Below are 20,432 nucleotides of genomic sequence, written 5' to 3' on the forward strand. Positions count from 1 at the left end.
GAAACTGCTGCAAAGGCAATGGCTGGCGGACCTTCCAACCCCAAGCGTCCAGCAACCGCGCCTGAAAGACTGCCGAAGGCACCCGACGCAAAGCCCGCGACAAACTTTCCGCCACGCACAACCGACGTAACGCCACCAATGGCGCCATGGGCAACAGCCTTGACGGCAGTTACCGCGTTTGCCGTGAGCTTATCTAGCCCAGGCAGTTTGTTGACACCCGCTGTGAGAACCGCCGTTGCCACGGTTATCCCCGCGGCTAGCAGCGCTTGCCCGAGATCCCCCCCGTTGGCAAGTGTGACCAGTCCCGAGAAGGCGGCTGACACAAGCACCGCCCCCCAACCTTGCAAGCCAGGAACAAAGTTGATTCCGATCTGGACAGCGATCTGAACGAACTGGTTTTGCAAGGCCTTCTTGACCAAAGAGACCGCTGCCTTGAAGGCTTTCTTAAAGACGCTTGCGATCTTTTTGAAGATCTTCTTAAAGAAGAATCCAGATGGATCGGTATAGCTGAGCGGGTTGTTCTTGACGTAGGAGTATCGGTTGAAGGATTGCGTATCGTCCGGCGCCTGCACGTTGGGATCAGCGGAGAGAAAGCGTCCCAGGGTCGGGTCATAGACTCGGCCGTTCATGTGGATCAGCCCGACGCCGTCCAGATGCTCGTGCCCGGTAAAGCCGCGTGGCGTCTCACCCGGTGTTGCGGGCGTTCCCGCCTGCCAGTCGGTGAGGCGGCGTTTACCGTGGGCGTCGTAGGAGAGATGCTCGGTGACCACGCCCTGCTCGTCGGTGATGGACTCCACCGAGCCCAGATGGTCCTTGTGCAGGTAACGGGTCTTGTCGGTGAGCGTCTGTCTGTCGTCGATCTTGGTGTAGATGGCCACCGTGCCGCCGCCGGCGCGGATGTAGTGCACCAGCTCATCCGGCTGGTTCAGCCGGCTGCGCCGTTCGTAGGAACCGCCGACGTAATCCGTCGTGGTGGTCAGGCCATTGGTCAGGGCGTTCTGCTGGACGCGCGCCCGGCTGGGGCCGTAGACGAAGGTGGTCTGATTGCCGGTCAGGCTGTCAGTGATGGCCTGGGGCTTGTTGAAGGAGGTCCAGGAGGTGGTCCGCCCGGCCCCCGAGATCATGCTGCCGTTGGCATCGTAACTATAGGTGTTGGCACCCGCCGTGGTAACCGCGTGCGGCCCGGCGCCGTTCTGACCGTAGAGATAGGCCCCGACATCCGACTTGTTGGTGATGTTGCCCAGATTGTCATAGGCATAGGTCGTGGTGTTGAGGGTTGTGGAGGAACTGGTATCGGTCAGTGTTGTCGAGGTCACCCGGTTCAGGCCGTCATAGAGAAAAGCTTCTCTGCGATCACGCGCCAGATCGTTGCGCTCGGTCAGATTGCCCAGGGTATCAAAGACAAAGCTCAGGTTCTGAATGCTTGTCCCGTTGTGGGTGGTCTGGATGGAATCCAGCAGCGCCGTGGCGACATCATAGGCCCGGTTGGTGACAACCCCGTTGCCCAGGGTTTCCTGGGTCACCATGCCCTCGGCATCGACCGTGTCGGCCTGCCAGTAGACCGTGCCGCCCAGGATCTCGGAGACCGAGCCCAGGAAGCCGTTGGCGGTGTAGTTGTTCTGCACCGCAAAGCCGGAAGGATAGGTGATGGTATCCGGACGGCCCTGGGCATCGTAGGTCAGGGAGGTGTTGTAGGTGGTGCCGGAGATCGTCGTGGTCGTGGTATCCGGGCGTCCCAGACTGTCGTAGCTGGCCACCTCCAGGTAGCCGTTGGGGCCGGAGACCTGATGGATCTTACCGGTGCCTTTGGTGGCGCTGTCGTAGGTCCAGCTGGTGGTGCCCTCGGTCTCGATGCGGCTGGTCATGCGGCCCAGGACATCGTAGGCCATGGTGACGAGCTGCAGCTTGGCATCGGTCTGGGAGACCAGCTCACCCAGGACGTTGTAGCTGTAGGACCAGACGCCCATATCAGGATCAACCATGCCGGTCTTACGGCCGCGCTGGTCGTAGGACATGGTGGTGAGCACGCCGTTGGCATTGGTCTCAAGCAGATTGCCGTAGGCGTCGTAAAGGTAACTGACCGTGCCATTGAGGTGATCCTCACTGAGGATCAGTTCGCCGATGGCGTTCTGGGTCTTGGTCATGTCCTGGTTGCCGGCGTTATTGACCGTTGTCGTCAGTCCGCCGTAGTCGAAGACCTGGATGCCGCCGTCCGGGGCGATCACGCTCATGCGCCGGCCAAGATCGTCGTAGTGGGTCGTGGCCCACTTGATGTCGAGTGCGGCGGTGCCCGCGAAGTAGGGCCGCGAGACCATGTGGGATTCGCCGCGCGGGTTGTAGCTGGTGTCCACGTAGATCTTGGTGATGTTATCGAAGGCGATGGATTCCGTGCGGAACACACGGTTCATCTTGTCGTAGTACTGGACGGAGGGCGTGTTGAGGGACGTACCGCCTGCCGTCAGGAAATCCTGGCTGGTGATCTTGTAGACCGCGCCGGGCTGGCAAGAGGTGTTGCAGAGGGCATAGGTAATCCGGCTTTCGGTGCCGTCGGCGCGCAGTTCCTTGGTCTTGCGCCCGAAGCCGTCGTATTCCCAGGTCGTGGTGATGCCGTTGGGGCCGGTCAGGCTGGTGACCACCCCGAAACGCGCATCGGTGACCATGGTTTCGCTGTGGCTCAAGGCATTGGCACTGGAGAGCGGGAACTGACCGTTCGTGTCGTAGCTGGTGGTGGAAGATCTGGAGGTAACGCCGGTTCCGCTGACCGTGACTGCGGTCTCATTGCCGAAGGCGTCGTAGGTATAAGAGGCGGTGACTTTTAGGCTGGCGATATCCGGCTCGATGATTTCCTTGGTCAGCAGGCCGTTGGTTGCGTTGTACTCCCAGGCGGACTTGCGGCTTTGATTGGCCGCGCCGGGCCGGGTCTTGGTCACCGTCGTGCTGGTGACCCGTCCCAGGATCCACTTGGTCTCATCGTTGTCGTATTCGCTTTCGGTGCGCGTGGTGTAAGTCTCAGAGGCGACAGCCGCGTCCTGCACTTCCTGCTCGATCAGCGTGGCATTGCCGTAGTCGTCGTATGTCGAGGCCGTGGTGGTGTTGGAGACCAGGAAGCCGGCGACCTGGTTGCTCTGCAGGTCTTGGCGCGAAATCTCATAGGCCTTGGAGGTCGAGTTATCCGCGTAGGGGAACAGAACGGACGGCTGGTTTTTAGCCGGGTCGGGGTCCGACCCGTCGAAGATCAGCTTGCTGGCGTAGGTGGAACTGACCTCCTTGACCAGATCGACCACCGTGCCGTTGTCCAGGCGCGTGACACTGCTGTCCACCTGGCCGGTAAAGGGATAGGTCTGGTTATAGGTCGTAGTGGTCAGAATCCCGGTCTGTTCGTCGCGCGCAGTCACCGTGCGGAAACCCAGAAAGCCCCGCCCCTGTGCATCGACCTTGGCCCCGGCATAGGTGTAGTTGATGACGGCATCGCCCTCGACGCCGCCGGGAGGGGCGGTCTGGCCGTCATCCTGGCTCACCGAGGACACAACGTACATCGGCGCGATGATGTCGAACTCGGGGAAGGTCGCCCCACTGCCCTTGGTGTAGACGCTGTCGTCCGTCAGCGGCTTATAGGTGATCTCCGCCATCCGGCCCAGGCCGTCCTCGGCCGAGATCATGAGATCGGGGACACCGGTCTTATTGAGCCAGCTCTTGAGATAGTAGGAGCCAGTCACCCGCTTGACCGCAAGCATCCAATCCTGCAGGCCGTCGCCGTCCATATCGGTGAATTCACCGTAGGTCTGCGGCACAGAGTCGTAGTGGCTCTCGATGATATCAGGATGCAGATAATCCGCATCGACCTGCCAGCCGCTGCCAGTGTTCAGCCAGGTCGTCTTGACCACAGTGCCGTTCTTTTTGAAGTAGGCCTTCACCCAATCCTGCAGGCCATCGCCATTGACATCGCTGAAGGTTCCGCGTCCGGTGCCACCATTGCTGAAGTAATCGTGGATCACGTCCGGATGGGCGTAACCGGCATCCAGCACCCAGCCCTTGCCGGTATTCAGGAAGGTGTTCTGGTAGACGCCGCCACTGGGGCGATGGACCGCCTCGAGATAGTCGGTCAGGCCATCACCATTGACGTCAATGAACTCGCCGCGCTTTTCCCGAATGCCGTTGTCGTAATCGTAGATCACCGCCGGCAGCACAAAGGCAGAGTCCGCCACCTGCCAGCCGGACCCGGTGTTCAGCCAGGTGTTCTGGAGAATGGAGCCGTTGTTCTTGCGGTAGGCCTGCACCCAGTCCGGCAAGCCATCGCCGTTAACGTCGACGAACTCGCCGCGCTGGCCGCCGTTCGTGCTGTAATGGTCATAAATGACATCGGGATGCGAATACCCCGCATGCTGCGTCCAGCCGTTATCGACCGTATTGTCTCCGGTGCTGAGATAGGTGTACTGGTGGATGACGCCGTTGTCCCGATAGACCGCCTCGAGGTAATCGGTCAGGCCGTCACCGTTGATGTCGATGAAGTCGCCGTGCTTGTCGTGGTTGGTGCCCTGGTAATCGTAGATGAAGGGCGGGAAGACATTGCCGGAATCCAGCACCCAGCCTGTCCCCGTGTTCTTGTAAACGGCCTGGGACGCGGTCCCATTGGTCTTGCGGTAGGACTTAATCCAGTCGATCAGGCCGTCGCCGTTGATATCGACGTATTCGCCACGCCGCCCGCCCGGGGCAGAGATGCTGTAGTAGTCATTGACCGCGTCCGGATGAGCAAAGCCGCTGTTGAGCAGAAAGCCGCTGCCGGTGTTCAGATAGGTATAGTTATCGAGACTGCCGCTGTGGCGGTAGTCGGACAGGACCATATCGACCAGGCCGTCGCCGTTGACGTCGACCAGATCGCTTCGCCGCTCAGCCTTGTTGTAATCCTCCAGAAACGACAAAGGAACGTAGCCCGCATCGACGCTATAGACGTTGCCTGCCTGCGGAACGCTGTAGGTAAAGCTGTGCGGCTCAAGGCAGTTGTTGCTGGCATCGCACTCGGTCAATGAAGTCATCCGCGAACGGCCGCTGGCCGGCCCATACTCGTAGGCCATGTCATAGCGCTTGACCAAGACGCCGGGATCCAAAACGACGATCCCGCCATCTTGAATCTCGGTTGCGATTTGATTGGCATAGGTCTCGATCGATTTCAGGCGTTCGACGGTTTCGGACTTTGTGCCGGCCATGTAGTGCACGCGCGTATCGTTCCGGGACTCGTAGACAAACTGCACCGAGGCCCTTGGGTAGGTCTGTGCGGTCGCGTTACCCGAATAGTCGATCCGGGTGATCTTGTGGGTGTTTTCCGGCGTGCTGTCGTTCGGGTCGTCATCCTTATAAGTCAGGGTCAGATAGTTCCCGACCCGATCCTCGATCCGGTTCACCGACCAGTAGCGCACGTCCGCCTGGCCTGGCACCTCCACCTTGGAGTCTGCGGTATCGCCATAAGTCATGATCTGACCGGATTTGGTCCAGACCTTGAAGGTGGCCGGGCCATTGCCTGCTGTGCCGTAGGAAACGATCTTGGAGAAGGATGCCAGTTCCGTGCTGTAGATCGTGCCGTGCGCACCGTACACACCATCGGTCGCCACCAGGCGCTGGCCATCCAGGCAGAAACGGTCATCACTGCTGTAGTCAACGCCACCCGGCGCCCCATCCTGCGCGATCGTGCGTCCGCAGCGATGCATCACCGAGAGGCCGCCCAGCGACCAGCCGACCCCGAGGATGCCGTTGTCGCCCCGGCTGCCGTAGATCAGCGACAGGCTTGGCGCCATGCCCGCCACACCGGGCGGCACCGAAAGAGGAATGGAGTAATTGGCCGAGCCGCTTTCATCCACTGCTATGGCCCCGGGCGTCACGCCCGCGACCGTCGTCTGTGCCGTAGCGGACGCGCCGCCGATCAGCAGCGATGCCGCGGCAACCGCCGAAAACAGCAAACCCCTCTGTCCCGCAGCAGACTTAGACCCAAACGACAGTAGACGAGATACCGAAATCATCGGCCATTCCCCCAAGGAAAACCACGCACACAAACAAAACCGAAGCCTGAAAAAGACTTCAGGTCACAAAAAAGCCGGCTCCCAAAGGAACCGGCGCCGCCGAACGAGCCAGACACAACGCATTCTCGCACCCATGGCAGATACCCCTGCCATCAGGCCGCAGGAAAGCATCCCGCAAAGATTGCGAAACAAAAGCGTAACCCATTACGCTCCTTCACTTTATGACGATTGCGCCGAGCCATATTTACAGCTCTAGGTTAGATCACAAAAAAGTCACCGGCAAGATGCAATAACCATCAGAAGGATAATTATCTGTGGATAAAGCAACCAAACGACCATAAATCAATGACTTGTTAAGGTTGAATTGAAAGAAAAACTACGATCCAACGTAGGCGGAATGCTCAGACGCCATACCGGGAGGCGGACTGTCTTCACTTTAAGGTACAGCGGCGTCGCCAGCTAATACCAAGGAGCGTTGAAAATGACTCATAGAGACGTCTTTGCACGGCTTTCGACTAGGAGCTTGCGGCGCGGCGATGCAGAGCATCGGAAGCCGCGCGGGACGCAGTCCGAAAAACCGCGCAAAGCCGCCGTTCCGGTTGTCTCCAGGGACCTTCGGGTAGGAGAAGGAACGCAGGCGATGCAGAGCATCGGTTAGGTCATTCGACGCCTTCCGAAGATCCCTGAAGACAATCTCAATGGGTCATTATCAACGCTCCTTGGTATTAGCCAAGTGCGGACCTCCTGCCCCTCACAAATCCCGCTGCATTCATCCAGCCAGAGCTCGATCGCCTTCAGATCATCGCCGCGGAGAAGCTTGTCATACGCGGCAAAGCCGATAGCCTGTACACTCGCCGCAGGAGACAACGGCACTAAGGAAAAGCATGACGAAGAAGAACAATTTTCTGACACATGAGGTCTTGCATATGTCCTCATTTCTGATGCTCTCGGTTGACCGTGAATTGCTGGAGCACCCGGCCATTCAGGAGAATGAAAACTGGTCGGCATTGGCCGGAAAAGCCCATCAGGCGCTGTTCGATTTGTATCAGGCGATTGGCGCATCCAGCGATGACGGGGAGAGCCTTTAGGCGTTGAATCGGAACATTGATCGCGTAGCCTGCTCAAGTAGTATTCGTTCTTGTTCTCAGCGCCCCCTGCTTAAGTCTGTCGATCCATCTGTCTAGGTCCTGGGTGACGTAGCGAGCTTTGTTCTGAGTCATCTGATTACCGTGGGGTCAGGTCTTAATTTGCGCTTTTCCGCACCACCCAACTCCCCACCGAGCCGGTATCTGTCACATTTCCCTACATCGAGGAAGAGCAGAGATTGGCCTCTCAAGCGATCAACTTGAGAGCGCTCCGCGAAGTTACCTGATTTCCTCCCATAGGGTCGCGCAGTTCGTTGAGTGTTTCTGCCGGCGGTAAAATCAGTCAGATCCAACGCATAGTATTTTCGGATGATTGGGAAAAATATCTCAATTTGTCCTATCAATCGAAAATTTCATACTCTGCTTTCCAGCGACAAGACTGCGTTTCTTTTCAGCGATGTCAGCAAGGTAGCGGAGAAAACCGATTTCCAAGTCTCGAGCCCAAAATCACCGGCTCTTCTGCACCCAGGACGCCCGGACTCTGGCCCGGCGGCGGATGCCGCGCATGATGTTCGATTTCGTCGATGGATCGGCTGGCAGCGAATTCGGGACGCGGCGCAATGAACGGGAGATAGAGCGCATCCAGTTGCAGCCGCGCGTGCTGGTCAACGTTGAGAACCGCCGGCTCGATACCACTATCCTGGGAAAGGAGACCAGCCTGCCGTTCGGGATCGCGCCGATGGGCATGTGCGATCTCACCTGGCCCGGGGCGGACAGGATGCTGGCGGCCGCGGCGGTTCAGCATGAAATTCCTCTCTGCGTATCCTCCGCCGCCTCGACGACGCTCGAAGAGATGCACCGGCTGACCGGCGGCAAGGCCTGGTTTCAGCTCTACGTCGGCCAGTCGCGTGAGGCAGCCTTCGATCTGGTCGACCGCGCCGCCGGCGCGGGCTATGAGTTTTTGGTCCTGACCGTCGACACGCCGCAGGTTTCGCGGCGTATCCGCGATCTGAAAAACGGCTTCCAGGTGCCCTTTCGCATGGGCCCGAGGCAGTTTCTCGATTTCGCCTGCCATCCGCGCTGGTCTCTTCAAACCCTCATGACCGGCGTGCCGAAACCGATGAACTTCGAGACGGCGCAAAAGAGCAACGCTTTCGCACGCAGCGAAAGCCGGGGCGGTACCGACTGGCGCTTCCTCGACGCACTACGCAACCGCTGGAACGGCAAACTCATCATCAAAGGCGTCATGTCGCCCGATGACGCTGTCGGAATCCGGGATGCGGGCGCCGACGCGGTCTATGTCTCGAACCACGGCGGGCGGCAGCTCGACAGCGCGCCTGCGGCCATTCACGCCCTCCCCCAAATCCGCGCGGCCATCGGCACGGACACTCCCCTGATTTTCGACAGCGGCCTGCGTAGCGGCGAGGACATCGTGAAGGCTCTGGCTCTAGGGGCGGATTTCGTCATGCTGGGCCGTCCCCTGATCTATGCGATCGGCGCCGACGGCGCGCGCGGACTCGACAGTCTGATCGATTACATTGCCGAAGACATCAGCATCACCCTCGCGCAGATCGGACGCAAAGCGATTGGCGAACTGGACGCTTCGGTGCTCGCCGATCCCACTCTTTTGCCCCCGGCGCCGGATAGCGCCCCTGAAAGCGGCAACAGCGTCATAGGTAAATTGAGAGTAGAAGGCAGATGAGCGAGAAACGACGCATTCGTGGCGGCAATCTGCTTGCGCGGGCTCTGCATGAAAAGGGGGTCGAGCATGTCTTCACCCTGGCCGGCGGCTTCTGCAATCCGGCGCTCGAAGGTTTCATGGAATGTCAGATGCCGGTCATCAACTGCCCCCATGAACAGGTCGCCGGGCATCTCGCCGACGGACATTCCAGGATCTCACGCAAACCTTCGGTCTGTCTGGTGGGGCCCGAAGGCTTCGCCAATGCCGTCCCGGCCATGATGGAGGCTTGGGGCGAACGCTCACCCGTCATATTCATAACCGGTTCCAGCACACTGAAAAGACAGGGATCCGGCGGCTTCAAGGAAATCGACGATGTCGCCATCGCGGCGCCGCTGACCAAGTATTCGGCGAGCGTCACCGACGGCGCACGGATCGGAGAATTTGTCGACCGAGCCTGGAAGATCGCCACCAGCGGCTACCCCGGACCGGTTCATCTGAGCCTGCCGGTCGACCTCATGTTTTCGGCCTATGACGAGGATATCGGCCGGGAGGAACGGCCGTTCCGGCGGACCGACAAACCCGCGCCGCGCGCCTGGCCGGATCCGCGCGATCTTGAGCCGCTCCTCGCGCTGATCACGGGCGCCAAGCGGCCGATCCTGATCGGCGGGCACGGAGTCTGGTGGTCGCACAACGAAACGAAACTCGAAGAGGCCGGAAAGAGCCTGAACATTCCGGTGTTCAACATTCCCTATCACCAGAAACTGCTCGGTGAGGAATGCGAGGCCTATATGGGCCTGGCGGATGTGCATCAGTACCCTCCTTCGAAGTTTGCGCTGCAGGAATCCGACGTCGCCATCATGGTCGGCGGGCGGCTCGACAATCAGATGAACTTCGGCAATCCCCCGCTGTTTCCCGAAACCACCCAGCTGGTTTGCGTCAACGGATCCCACGAAGAACTGGAGCACAACCGCGCGGCCGATCATCTGCTGCTGAGCGATCCCGGCGCCTTTTTCGATGCGCTGACGGCCCTCAAGGCGCGGGGTGAGTGGGAGCTGGAGCGGCAGTGGTTCGATCTCAACCGTGCCAAGCGCGGCGAATGGGTCGAGGCGACCCTCAGCGACCTGAAGCTGGAGAGCGACGCGGCGACAGCCGGCGGCGGGAAGATTCATCCCCTGCAGCTGTCGCTGGACGTTCAGGCGGCCATGGGCGCGGACGACTGGCTGGTGTTCGATGGGGGCAATACGCACTTTTGGTCGGAGATTGCGGTCAATTTAATGGGCTGGAAGGGACAGCAGCTTGCAGGAATCATGCATCCGGGGGCCTACAGCCTGCTGGGAGTCGGCGTTTCCTTCGCGCTTTCCGCAAAGAACATGCATCCCGATAGCACAGTTGTCCTGATCAGCGGCGACGGCGCCTTCCTCTCCGGCGGCCTCAGCATCGAAACGGCCTTTCAGGAGAACACACCCATCGTGGTCGTAGTCGACAACAATGGCGGTCTCGACTGCATTTCTCAACAACAGGAGCGCCTGTTCGAAAACGGCAAACATTTTGCAACCGACTTCCGCGACATCCCCTTCCACAGCCTCTTTGAAGGACTTGGGGGACATGGCGAACTGGTCGAAACGCGGGAGCAGCTCGGCCCGGCGCTGCAGCGCGCGATCGCCAGCGGCAAGCCGGCCTGCCTAAATGTAAAGGCCAAAGGCGTGATAAGCCCCATCGTGTTGGCGACCACCAACAAGCGCGACAAGGCATCAATCGAATAGGTGCGATATGGCAGTCGTCTCGTCTCATACCCTGAATTCGGTAAACGGAACTCACGCGGGCGGGATCGCCGTCGGCCTTTACAGACTAGCGGCGAATGGCGAGCGAACCGCGGTCTTTCAAACCGCCATGGATGAGGGCGGGCGCCTGTCGGAAACGGTCAATCTTTCCGCTGAAGACGGGCAGGCCCAGTTCGAACTGGTGTTTCAAACCGGCGCCTATTTCGCGCTCCAGTCTCTTCCACAAGACGGTCTTCAGATCATGAAGGAAGTGGTGATCCGTTTTACCATGCCCGACCCGGATGCCCGTTACCACATTCCGCTAATGCTGTCCCCTAACAGCTATTCCGTCTGGTGGTCGAGCTGAAGTTCTCTCCCAAACGAAAGCAGTCGAAGTGTCTGAATCCGGCCTGAACATGTCCCGCCGCATACGGCGGACCCCCTACACTGACCGGGTTGAAGCTCACGGCGTGCGTGGCTTCTCTGTGGTCAATCACATGTTGTTGCCCAAGGCCTTCCAGGCTTCGCGCGAAGAGGACTACTGGCATCTGCGCGAACAGGTTCAGATCTGGGACGTGTCGTGCCAGCGCCAGGTCGAGATCAGGGGCAGGGACGCGGCACGGCTGGTACAGTGGATGACTCCCCGAGACTTGCGGAAGGCACAACGCGGTCAATGTCTCTATGTGCCCCTGGTCGACGAAACCGGAGGCATGATCAACGACCCGGTGTTGCTCAAACTGGACGAAGATCATTTCTGGCTGTCAATTGCCGATTCCGACGTGATGCTCTGGGCCAAGGGCCTGGCACTGGGTGCCGGCATGGATGTGACCGTCGACGAACCGGACGTCTCTCCTTTAGCCGTACAGGGTCCAAAGGCGGAGGACCTGCTGGTAAAGATATTTGGCGAGGAAATCCGGGACATTAAATTCTTCCGCTACGGTTGGTTTGACTTCCAGGGTACGCAGCAGCTCATCGCACGCTCCGGCTATTCCAAGCAGGGTGGTTTCGAAATCTATCTGCGCGACGGTACACTCGGTCCGGCTCTATGGGACCGGGTCTGGGACGCAGGCATCGAATTCGGCATCACACCGGGCTGCCCAAATCTGATCGAGCGGATCGAAGGTGGCCTACTCTCTTACGGCAATGAATTCACGCGCGAGAACAACCCTTTCGAATGCGGCCTTGGTGTCTATTGCACTCTCGACGGCTCAATCGACTTTGTCGGTCGTGCGGCACTGCAAGAGGTTAAGCAGCAAGGGATGCAGCGCCTTATTCGCGGTGTGCGCTTCGAGGGTGCTCCCTGTCCGTCTTGCGGAAAACCCTGGCCGGTAACGGCAGGCGGCCCCGACGGACCACAGATCGGACAGATCACCTCCGCGGCCTACTCGCCACGCCTCGAGTGCAATGTCGGCCTCTCTATGATCGAGCGCGGCTACTGGGAACCTGGCAGGGCCGTCACTGTACACAGCAGTGATGGATTGGTGCGACCCGGCGAAGTATCAAAGCTCCCCTTCGTCCAATAGCCGCTGCGGCACGAGCACTTCAGTTCAGCACGCCGGGTAGCCAGGTCGCGGCTGCCGGAAGAAAGATCATCAGAATCCCGTAGAGGATTCCGACAGCCACGAACAACGGCACCTCTCGGAAAGCCCGTTCGGGACTTTCCTTGACGACGCCAGCTGCCGTATAGACCCCCACACAGACGGGAGGTGTGATCATGCCGATGCCAGCGAAGGCGACGAAGACCACGTAGAGGTGCAGCATGTCGAGATTCAGAGACAGGGTAATCGCAGCAAAGATCGGTACGGTCAGATAAAAGACCGGCACGATCTCGATAAAGGTACCAAGAATCAGGCAAATCACAGCCAATGCGAACCAGAACATCATCGGCGTGCCTCCGAGCTCCGTGAAGTAGGAGATGATGGCCTGGGGTGCCTGCGAATAGGTCAGCACGACCGAGAGAAAGGTTGCCATGGCGATGATCGCGAAGATCACAGCGGTCACCACGACCGTCTGGCGCAGGGCATCAATCAGTCCAGAGAGGGTCAGTTCGCGATAGATAAGAAATCCCATTGCGATCGCCCACATGCCGGCAACCGCAGCAGATTCCGAAGGTGTGAGAAGACCGGCGTAGATCCCGCCGAGGATGATCACCGGTGTCACCAGACCGGGCGCTGCATCGCGCGCCGCAATCCATTTTTCCCGACCTGATGCCGCAACGGGATTCCGGATACTGCGGCACTTCCACATAACCAACGCAATCATCAGAACCAAAAGGATGAAGCCGGGCACGACACCAGCCGCAAAGGTCTTGGAAACCGGAACGTTGGTCAGGGCGCTGAACAGGATCGCCGCATTCGAAGGTGGTATGAGGGATTCGAGCAATGCGGCGGAAGCCGCCAGCACAATGACGAAGGGTTTCGGATACCCCTGCTCGATCATCTTCGGCATCATGATCGTACCAACCGCTGTGATTGCCGCCAGAATCGAGCCGCAAAAAGCAGCAAAAAATCCCATTGCGATCACCATGCCGATGCCAAGCCCGCCGGGCCAGTGACCGACAAGCGAGGTTGCGAAATGCACCATGCGCGAGGCCGCACCACCACGAAGCATGACCATGCCCGTAAAGATGAAAAGCGGTACGGCAATCAGCACATGTTTGGTCATCGAGCCGAACGCAACCTGGATCAGAGTCGACCAAGGCAGGTTCAAGCCCCAGATTGCCGATATAGAGCCACCCAGCCCAAAAACCAGAAAGACCGGTACTGAAAGGAACAGAAGGATCAGGGAAAACGCAATGGCGACGGCATTCATGCCCGCGTCCTATCTTCCGCTGGCCGCCCGGAAAGCTCAGCGACAGTTTCAAGAATCAGTTCGAGAGCAAAAGCAGCCAAGATCGCGAAGCCAACTGGAAATGCGAGATACATGGTCCAGATCGGAAACTCGATTTCCAGTTCGACTGTCTGGCCGAGCATTTTAAACAATGCGACGGCCTCACTGCCGGCGATCAGAAAAATGATCGAAGCGCCCAAGGCCACCAGATTGCATAGCAGCCGCAGAATGAGGCCGGCTTTCGGACCTATTAGTGTTGGCAGGATATCGACCTGAATATGGTGGCCTGAACGCAGCAGCGGTCCGAGCAGCGGAAACACCAGCCAGGGAACAAGAATAGGAGGCAACTCGATCAGCCAGTCGTACCCTGTGCCCGAGATGTAGCGGGTTGCTGCGCTTGCGCTCAAGGCCGCAACGATGATTGCCATGATGATGATTGCCAGGGTCATGGCGGCCCTGGCAATCACACCATTTATGGTACGAAAGCCTGTCAGAATCCAAGTCATGATGATCTCGTGAAACCGGGCGTCATCCATGGCGGAGCATCATCTGCCCCGCCACGGCCGTCCCACAGATTTGAGAGTGTCAGTTGGACGTGAAAGCCTGTGCGGCCTCCAACACTGTAGCGTCGAGAAGATCAGCCATATCCGGCTTGACCTTATCGTTCATCAGGTTGTCGAAACCAGCTTTGGCCTCCCCTTTCAACATCGTCACGACGCCGCCGCGCTCCTCAAACTCGCGCAGTGTATCATCGCCGACCTGCATAATTTTGGCAGTCGACGTGGCCCCGACTTCGGCGCCAACTTCTAGCAGCAGATCCTGCAGATCCTGAGGCAGTCCGTTGAACCAGGTTCCGTTGGCCATGACATAGGCGTCCGAGAAGTACTGATAGGGAAGTTGTGCGAATTTCAAATATTCCCACCAACTGTAGGCCTTGATGCTACCGGGCGGACTGTTGATCGTATCAATCATACCTGTCTGCAAGGATGTGTAGACTTCGCCTGTCGGCAAAGACACGGTATTGGCACCCAGCGCATTCCAAAGTGGACGTTCGCTTTTTATCAGCGCACGTGCCTTCAGGCCTTCCATTGCAGCAACACTGTCGAGCGCTCTTGCGGCACTGAAGGTCATCACCGGTCCTACCGGGTCGAACATCAGCAGTTTGGTGTTCGACTTGGTGGTAATATCGCCCCAAATCTCCATGCCGGCTTTGGAGGTCAAGAAGAAGTCGCGCTGCTCTTTATAGGATCGAAAGAGTCCCGGATAGGCGGCGACGTTGTAATTCTTGTTGAGTGGCGGGAAGCTGACGATCCCGACAATCCCGCCGAGTTCAACCGAACCCGCAGCCACCGCGGCAAAGACTTCACGAATGCCGAACAACTGTCCCGACGGAAAGGTGTCGATCCGCAGGCGTCCTTCGGCACGCCGGTTCACCTCATCGGCAAACATCTTCGCATGAATGGCGCTATGATGAGTCGGGCTCCAATGATAGGAGAGCCGGGCAACGATTTCTTCGGCCGCGGCCGCACTGGAAATCGTTCCAGCGCTGGCAGAAACCGTGGCACACAAAAGAAGGGAGAACAGGCGTGATAACGCACCACGCAATTTGGTCTGACGGTCATGCATATGAATTACCTCCGTGACACGCTGCAGGTGTGTTTCACGTAGAACCGCCCATCAAGATTCCCGGGCGTACAGAGGCTTCGCTTAATTCTTATGTCTTTCAAAAGCCTCGAATGCAGCATGCTATCGCTAAAAATTATGAGGAAAGGAGACATTAAACAAATAGAATTGTTTCCTGTTTTCATTCGAAAATTCTATGACTCAATCAATCCTGCAGGGTTGTGTTGCCAGTTGCGGGGTCCGTCTGCCGAACAGCCTGAACCGAAAGCAGCTGAGAACCCGCCGCGCTGACGCTTAACTTCTCTGGAAGGCTGTATAGAATTGCTGGCGGGAGATGCGGTCTGATCAATCGCGTTTGGCAAGTTTTTCAATAAAAAGCTCGGCGAGCTCTTTTGCCTCCAGAGAGAGCGTATCCAGGCCCTTCGTCACAATCGCTATGTTGTATTTGAGGCTCTGGCGGATCGGGCGACTGACGACACCGCCAAGCTTTTGCGCAATCTTCGCCGAATAAGGATCGACGATGCCCAGCGCACCGGTCCCGCGCACCAGAGATGCCGCGACGGGCATGTTAGCTGCACTGAGGCGCGAGCTCTGGCGTAACCTGGCCGAAAGCTGGTGATCAATATCCAGCATCTCATCTGGATAAGCGCCACCGAAAGTCACAAAGGTCTCCGTCCCTGCAATTTCCTCCAAATCTACATCGCCTTTACCGCTGGCCAGCGCATGTGTCTCGGGCAACAAGCAGACATAGGGAACCGCGGTCTGAAACAGCACTTCGACGCCGTCATAGGGCGGCGACCGCCCGACGATCCCGAGATCGAACTGCAGCATGCGCACGGCATCGACGATCGAGGGTGTATTGCGGGTGTAGACCATGATCCGGACATCCGGCCGGTTTTCGTAGAGTTCGCCCACGGCTTCCGGCATGACAATATAGGAAAAGGCAGGAATCACGCCGACCGAAACCACGCCGCCGGCCGTCGTGCGAATGGTATCGGCCAACTCCTTCAGGCGATCGGTCCCGATAAACATGCTCTCGACCGCCTGATAGAAACGCCGCGCCTCCACCGTCGAGACCAAGCCGCGTCCGGCGCGAATGAAAAGTGGAAAGCCCACCGAGCGCTCCAAATCGCCGATCAACCGGCTGACGCTGGGTTGAGAGATATGCAAAAGGTCCGCAGCCCCCGTGATCGAGCCGGATTCGATGGTCGCGCGAAAAGCTTCCAGTTGCCGCAAATTCATCTTTACCCCAACCCTAAATTGACTTCCCATTCATAGAATTATCAAATTCGTCGGGGGATTTGGCAAGAAATTGCTATGCAAGCTTCTGGATAAATATTTCCGACACAACCTTTATTGAGGGTCGAATCGCTCCTTGTTCGATATCTTCCCCAATAGCTGATGCCAAGTCTTGGTCATGTGAGAACGAGAGACAAAGCAGGGCACCAGCGACGCTGCAATCAAGCGTTTCGGTACTTGAGACTACCGCAAGTCCCCAACACAAAGTAACGCGGCCCTGGGACTGTTCGATCTTTATTGGCTCTGGAGCACGAACGTCGCCTCGCGCGCTCTGACGATCTCGGTCAAAACTTCGTTGTATGGCGTCGCAATGCCCAGTTGCTCCCCGAGCACGGGTACCATTCCGTTGATGGCATCGATCTCAGATGGGCGGAAAGCATGGTGATCCAGCAGCATCGACGGACGGGCGTCCGGCATTTTCGTACCAAATGCAGTGACATAAGCAATTGGGTCCTCGAAGGCGAAGGCAATGCCCATGGCCTGTCCGAGCGCAAAGACCTCCTCGGTACAACCAAGCGCAATCTTCCAACGCCGGGGTTCGCTCATCAGCTCGCCCAAAGTACAGTTGAAGACGGTACAGGGTGCGCTGAAGGTGCAGTTGCAGATGAATTTTTCCCAAATCAACTGATTGATGTCCGCAAAGGCTCTGACGTTAAAGCCGGCGTCTCTCCAGATGCTGGCCACGGTCTCCAAACGCTCGCTGAGACCGCCTTGCATTTCGCCGATGCGGATCAGATTCATCGCATTGTGATGCACATGCCCCGGTCCCTTCATGGAGGCTCCAAAGCCGTCTGCAACACCCAGCAATACATTGGCAACCGGTAGGTGTTCCGCGATCCGCTCACCCGAACCCAGACCGTTCTGGATGGTCAGAACCAGGGACTGTGGTTGCAGGAGCGGCGCGATCGAACGGGCCGCCGCCCCTACGCCAGCCGCTTTGGTCGCGATGATGTAAAGATCACAGTGGTCTGCATCAGCCGGATCATCGGTGGCGTGAAGCGATTTTACGAGCCGGTCACCGCTTGCGCCCTCCACCCGTAATCCCGACGTTCGAATGGAGTCGAGATGCTCCCGCCAAAGGTCGATGGCCCAGACGTCATTTCCTGCGTCAGCCAGCAGCCCGGCATAAATCGACCCCATGGCGCCAGCACCTATTACGGCCACCTTCATGCGCCCACCTTTTGAGGCATCATCGTTTCCTTCGGCAACCTGATATCAAACCTCGCTCTCAAAACATCGTCAGTCACGTCATCGATATGCTTTGGAAAATGACTTGAAAGAATCTCGCGTGCCAGATCACGTGCGGGTTGACGAATGTCGCGCGCCCCGTTTCTTTCCCAGTCGTCCGGTGAGCATCTGTCAGCAACCTGGGGATAGAGAAAGTCTGTTTCCATGCGTTCCAGTGTCTGAATATTGCCAAGATAGTGACCGTCGCCTTTGACCACCTCATCGATCACCTCTGCGGAGAGAGTTTCCGCATTGACTTCGATCGCGGAGATCGCACGCAAGATACCACCGAGCATGTCATTGTCGATCACATAGCTTTCGAAGGAGCAGCCCATCAGGCTGGCTTGCATACCACAAGCCTGAGTGATCATGTTGCTGCCCGCCTGCGCGGCAAGTGTTACCGACAGGCTCTTCTCGTAGCCGCTCTGAGCATCTGGAATCTTGCTGTCGGTCGCACCCGCGATTGAGGCATTGGGCAGGTCGTAGTACTGCGCCATCTGGACCGCTGCCGCCATCAGGGTCGCCTGTTCTCCTCCGCCGCCGGTCATGGCGCCGGTGCGCAGATCAGTGATCATCGGTTTGGCGCCGAAGATAACGCGCGCCCGGGGATTTACCAGCCATGCGAATACCATACCGGCGAGCGTCTCCGCCACGGTCTGAACCACGGATCCTGCCATGCTGACGGGACTTGAGGCACCAGACTGTCCGATTGAGTTGGCATGGACTGGAATATCCAGCGACACTGCCTGCTCCATGACAGCACAGGCGTCGCCGGCAAAGCGCATCGGTGGAATGACATGGTTGATGTTTATGGAAAGGAACGGCCGCTCGACGAAGGCCTCTTTCGATCCGGCGATCTCAAAACACAGCGCTGCAATTTCGCTGACATAGGCCGGTTCAGAGACACTGACGCAAACGTGCTTGGCAGTGCCCGCAAGGCTCGCGTAAGCCGTGTTCAAGTCCAGCGACAGAGCATCCGGCATGTCGCGTGCCACCAGCGAACGGCTGAAGAAGTGAATGTTCGGCAGGGCATCGACCAGACGCGCGGCATCGTAGAGATCACGCAGCATCGATCCACGATATCGCCCGCTTTCAAGGTCAATGATATTGGGCGAAGCACCTCCGGAGCCCATGTGCACGCGCTTACCCGAAAGATCCATCTCACAGCCTGGTTTCTGCCCATGCAGAACAAAGCCGCGCCGCAAGCCGGCAAGCGCCCGCTCGACCAGCCCGCGCGGGAAAGTCAGGCGTCCAGCGTCGGTCGCCCGTCCACCGGTCGCCGTAACCCGCGCGATCATCTCATCCGGCGCCTCGGATAGGCCGGTGGTTTCGAGGATCGTCAGAATAGCTTCGTGGATTTTGGCGATATCAGTGGCCTTCAAGGGCTGATACTGACCGCCAATCATCCCCGGCCAAACGGGCGACCTCTGCTGATCTGTTCCTTCAGCCCGCGCCTTGGCCCTGGTTTTGCGGCCGCGTCTCGCCTTTGGCTTCACAGCATCGGCATCCTGTGGTCTTTCGACAATCATCTCTGGCCGGATCGGCATCGCTATTTCCCGCGGTTTCTCAAACTTACAGGTCCGATCGAAATCATCATCGGACCGAAAGCAGTCGACAAACGACAAATACAAGATTTACACATAAAGAAAACTGGCCCCATAAATTCGAGATCTGGCCCATGCGACGGAAACGGCAGCGTCTTCCCCTCAACGCCTTGCGCACCTTCGAAGCTGCGGCCCGCCTACAAAGCTTCAAAGAGGCCGCCGATGAGCTCTGTGTCAGCGCAACAACCGTCAGCAATCAGATCCGTCAGCTGGAACGGGACTGGGGTTGTCTGTTGTTCGTGCGCAAGACCCGACAGGTCGTCTTAACCGACACCGGACTTTCGCTCAGCCGGGTCGTGAAGACGGCATTCGATTCCATCAGCGCCGAGATCGAGAGCCATGTGGCGACCTCAAAAAAATCGGTGACGCTGGCAGTGGGGCCGATCTTCGCATCGCGCTGGCTGATCCCAAGATTGGCAGGATTTCGCCGGAGGCACCCGGATATCGAGTTGATCCTGCATCACGGCCCACGGATCACCAGTTCTGCGAACATGACCACCGCAATTGCCGTCGATTGGGGCCGTGGCGATTGGGCAGGGCTTGAATCACAGCGGCTCCTCGACATCCGTTACGCTCCTGTGGTCAGCCCAGATTTGGTGAAAGAACGCGGTGGCATCACCAAGCCCGCCGATTTAGAGCGCTTTCCGATTCTGCATCAATACGATCGTACGGAATGGAACGCCTGGCTTGACCTTGCGAAACTGCCTGGGCTGGCGTTTGCCGAAGAAACGGTCATTGAAGATTCGAACGTCGTCGTCCAGGCCGCGATCGATGGGCAGGGCGTCGCGCTCGGGATCTTCCCTTTTGTCCAGAGAGAGATCGAGACGGGGCAGTTACTGAGGCCATTCGAAATCGAGTTGGCGCCGACCAGGTCGTTCTTTCTCCTAACTCGGCCTGGTGTGCGCGAAAGCCGTGAAATCGCGGCGGTCTGCGAATGGTTTGAACGTGAGGCAGAAGCCTACCGAGCCATTATGTCTTTTGCGAAAACACCCAACAAGACAGGCGCTGGTTCCGGCCTTTAGCTGAAGGACCAGAAGCAGATTCACGATTTCACCTTTTCAGTGAAATTCGGTCAATCTCGGTTCCGGAATATATGAAATTTGGATGAATCACGCAAATAATTCTATTTGTGCTATGCATAGACTGCTCATTAGACTTTGCAATCAGGATTCCAGCAATCTGGCGAACCTGAACGGATGGTAATTTTTTTATCCATAGGATGAGGAATTGTCGTTTGTCAGCAGGGTCGGCCACTTGAAACTCTTTGCCATGCGGAACCAGAGAAACGCGGTATTCGCGGTGCAAAGGTTCCG

Annotated in this window: 14 protein-coding genes; 7 read left to right on the forward strand and 7 right to left on the reverse strand. The window is 58.1% G+C overall.

The genetic code is table 11. The features are described 5' to 3' along the window. Positions 1-6,011 (reverse strand): RHS repeat-associated core domain-containing protein (locus tag QMZ18_RS33975; RefSeq protein WP_282610893.1); only part of this gene is annotated, 6,011 nt, incomplete at its 3' end. 481 nt (positions 6,012-6,492) lie between these two features. Here QMZ18_RS33975 and QMZ18_RS33980 point away from each other — a divergent pair. The 6 genes from QMZ18_RS33980 to QMZ18_RS34005 all read left to right on the forward strand — a co-directional run bounded on the left by QMZ18_RS33980 (position 6,493) and on the right by QMZ18_RS34005 (position 12,060). After that, positions 6,493-6,669: a hypothetical protein gene (locus QMZ18_RS33980; RefSeq protein ID WP_282610894.1), complete on the forward strand. Its 177-nt coding sequence runs from the start codon at positions 6,493-6,495 to the stop codon at positions 6,667-6,669. A gap of 226 nt (positions 6,670-6,895) precedes the next feature. Then, complete coding sequence (locus tag QMZ18_RS33985; RefSeq protein ID WP_282610895.1) at positions 6,896-7,099, forward strand: hypothetical protein; 204 nt, start codon at positions 6,896-6,898, stop codon at positions 7,097-7,099. Between the two features lie 553 nt (positions 7,100-7,652). Further along, entirely contained in the window at positions 7,653-8,798 is a 1,146-nt protein-coding gene (locus QMZ18_RS33990; protein WP_322097590.1) for an alpha-hydroxy acid oxidase, read from the forward strand. After that, on the forward strand, positions 8,795-10,540 hold the full coding sequence (locus tag QMZ18_RS33995; RefSeq protein ID WP_282610896.1) for a thiamine pyrophosphate-binding protein: 1,746 nt from the start codon (positions 8,795-8,797) through the stop codon (positions 10,538-10,540). Before QMZ18_RS33990 ends, QMZ18_RS33995 begins: the two co-directional genes overlap by 4 nt. 7 nt (positions 10,541-10,547) lie before the next feature. Beyond that, the gene (locus QMZ18_RS34000; protein ID WP_282610897.1) at positions 10,548-10,904 is read left to right on the forward strand and encodes a hydroxyisourate hydrolase; all 357 of its coding nucleotides are present in this window, start codon (positions 10,548-10,550) and stop codon (positions 10,902-10,904) included. 28 nt (positions 10,905-10,932) lie between these two features. Then, on the forward strand, positions 10,933-12,060 hold the full coding sequence (locus QMZ18_RS34005; protein WP_282610898.1) for a dimethylsulfoniopropionate demethylase: 1,128 nt from the start codon (positions 10,933-10,935) through the stop codon (positions 12,058-12,060). Between the two features lie 19 nt (positions 12,061-12,079). On the opposite strand, the gene QMZ18_RS34010 is transcribed toward QMZ18_RS34005, so the two are convergent. From QMZ18_RS34010 to QMZ18_RS34035, 6 genes are all read right to left on the reverse strand, one after another. Beyond that, positions 12,080-13,348, reverse strand: a complete 1,269-nt coding sequence (locus QMZ18_RS34010) for a TRAP transporter large permease (RefSeq protein ID WP_282610899.1) — start codon at positions 13,346-13,348, stop codon at positions 12,080-12,082. Then, positions 13,345-13,902, reverse strand: a complete 558-nt coding sequence (locus QMZ18_RS34015) for a TRAP transporter small permease (protein ID WP_282610900.1) — start codon at positions 13,900-13,902, stop codon at positions 13,345-13,347. Before QMZ18_RS34015 ends, QMZ18_RS34010 begins: the two co-directional genes overlap by 4 nt. A gap of 49 nt (positions 13,903-13,951) precedes the next feature. Next, positions 13,952-14,992 (reverse strand): TRAP transporter substrate-binding protein, encoded by a 1,041-nt coding sequence (locus tag QMZ18_RS34020; protein ID WP_282610901.1) that lies wholly within the window; start codon positions 14,990-14,992, stop codon positions 13,952-13,954. 342 nt (positions 14,993-15,334) lie between these two features. Next, entirely contained in the window at positions 15,335-16,231 is an 897-nt protein-coding gene (locus QMZ18_RS34025; RefSeq protein ID WP_282610902.1) for a LysR family transcriptional regulator, read from the reverse strand. A 291-nt stretch (positions 16,232-16,522) separates the two neighbouring features. Continuing rightward, a complete protein-coding gene (locus QMZ18_RS34030; protein WP_282610903.1) occupies positions 16,523-17,458 on the reverse strand; it encodes a ketopantoate reductase family protein in 936 nt (311 codons plus the stop codon). Further along, positions 17,455-19,062 carry a trimethylamine methyltransferase family protein gene (locus tag QMZ18_RS34035; protein WP_282610904.1) on the reverse strand — a complete coding sequence of 536 codons (1,608 nt, stop codon included), beginning with the start codon at positions 19,060-19,062 and terminating at the stop codon, positions 17,455-17,457. Before QMZ18_RS34035 ends, QMZ18_RS34030 begins: the two co-directional genes overlap by 4 nt. A gap of 131 nt (positions 19,063-19,193) precedes the next feature. Here QMZ18_RS34035 and QMZ18_RS34040 point away from each other — a divergent pair, with 131 nt between their 5' ends. Next, positions 19,194-20,141: a LysR substrate-binding domain-containing protein gene (locus tag QMZ18_RS34040; RefSeq protein WP_282610905.1), complete on the forward strand. Its 948-nt coding sequence runs from the start codon at positions 19,194-19,196 to the stop codon at positions 20,139-20,141. Positions 20,142-20,432: the final 291 nt, after the last annotated feature.

It is taken from the genome of Pelagibius sp. Alg239-R121 (assembly GCF_947331435.1).
In the GTDB taxonomy this organism is placed as follows: Bacteria; Pseudomonadota; Alphaproteobacteria; order Kiloniellales; family Kiloniellaceae; genus Denitrobaculum.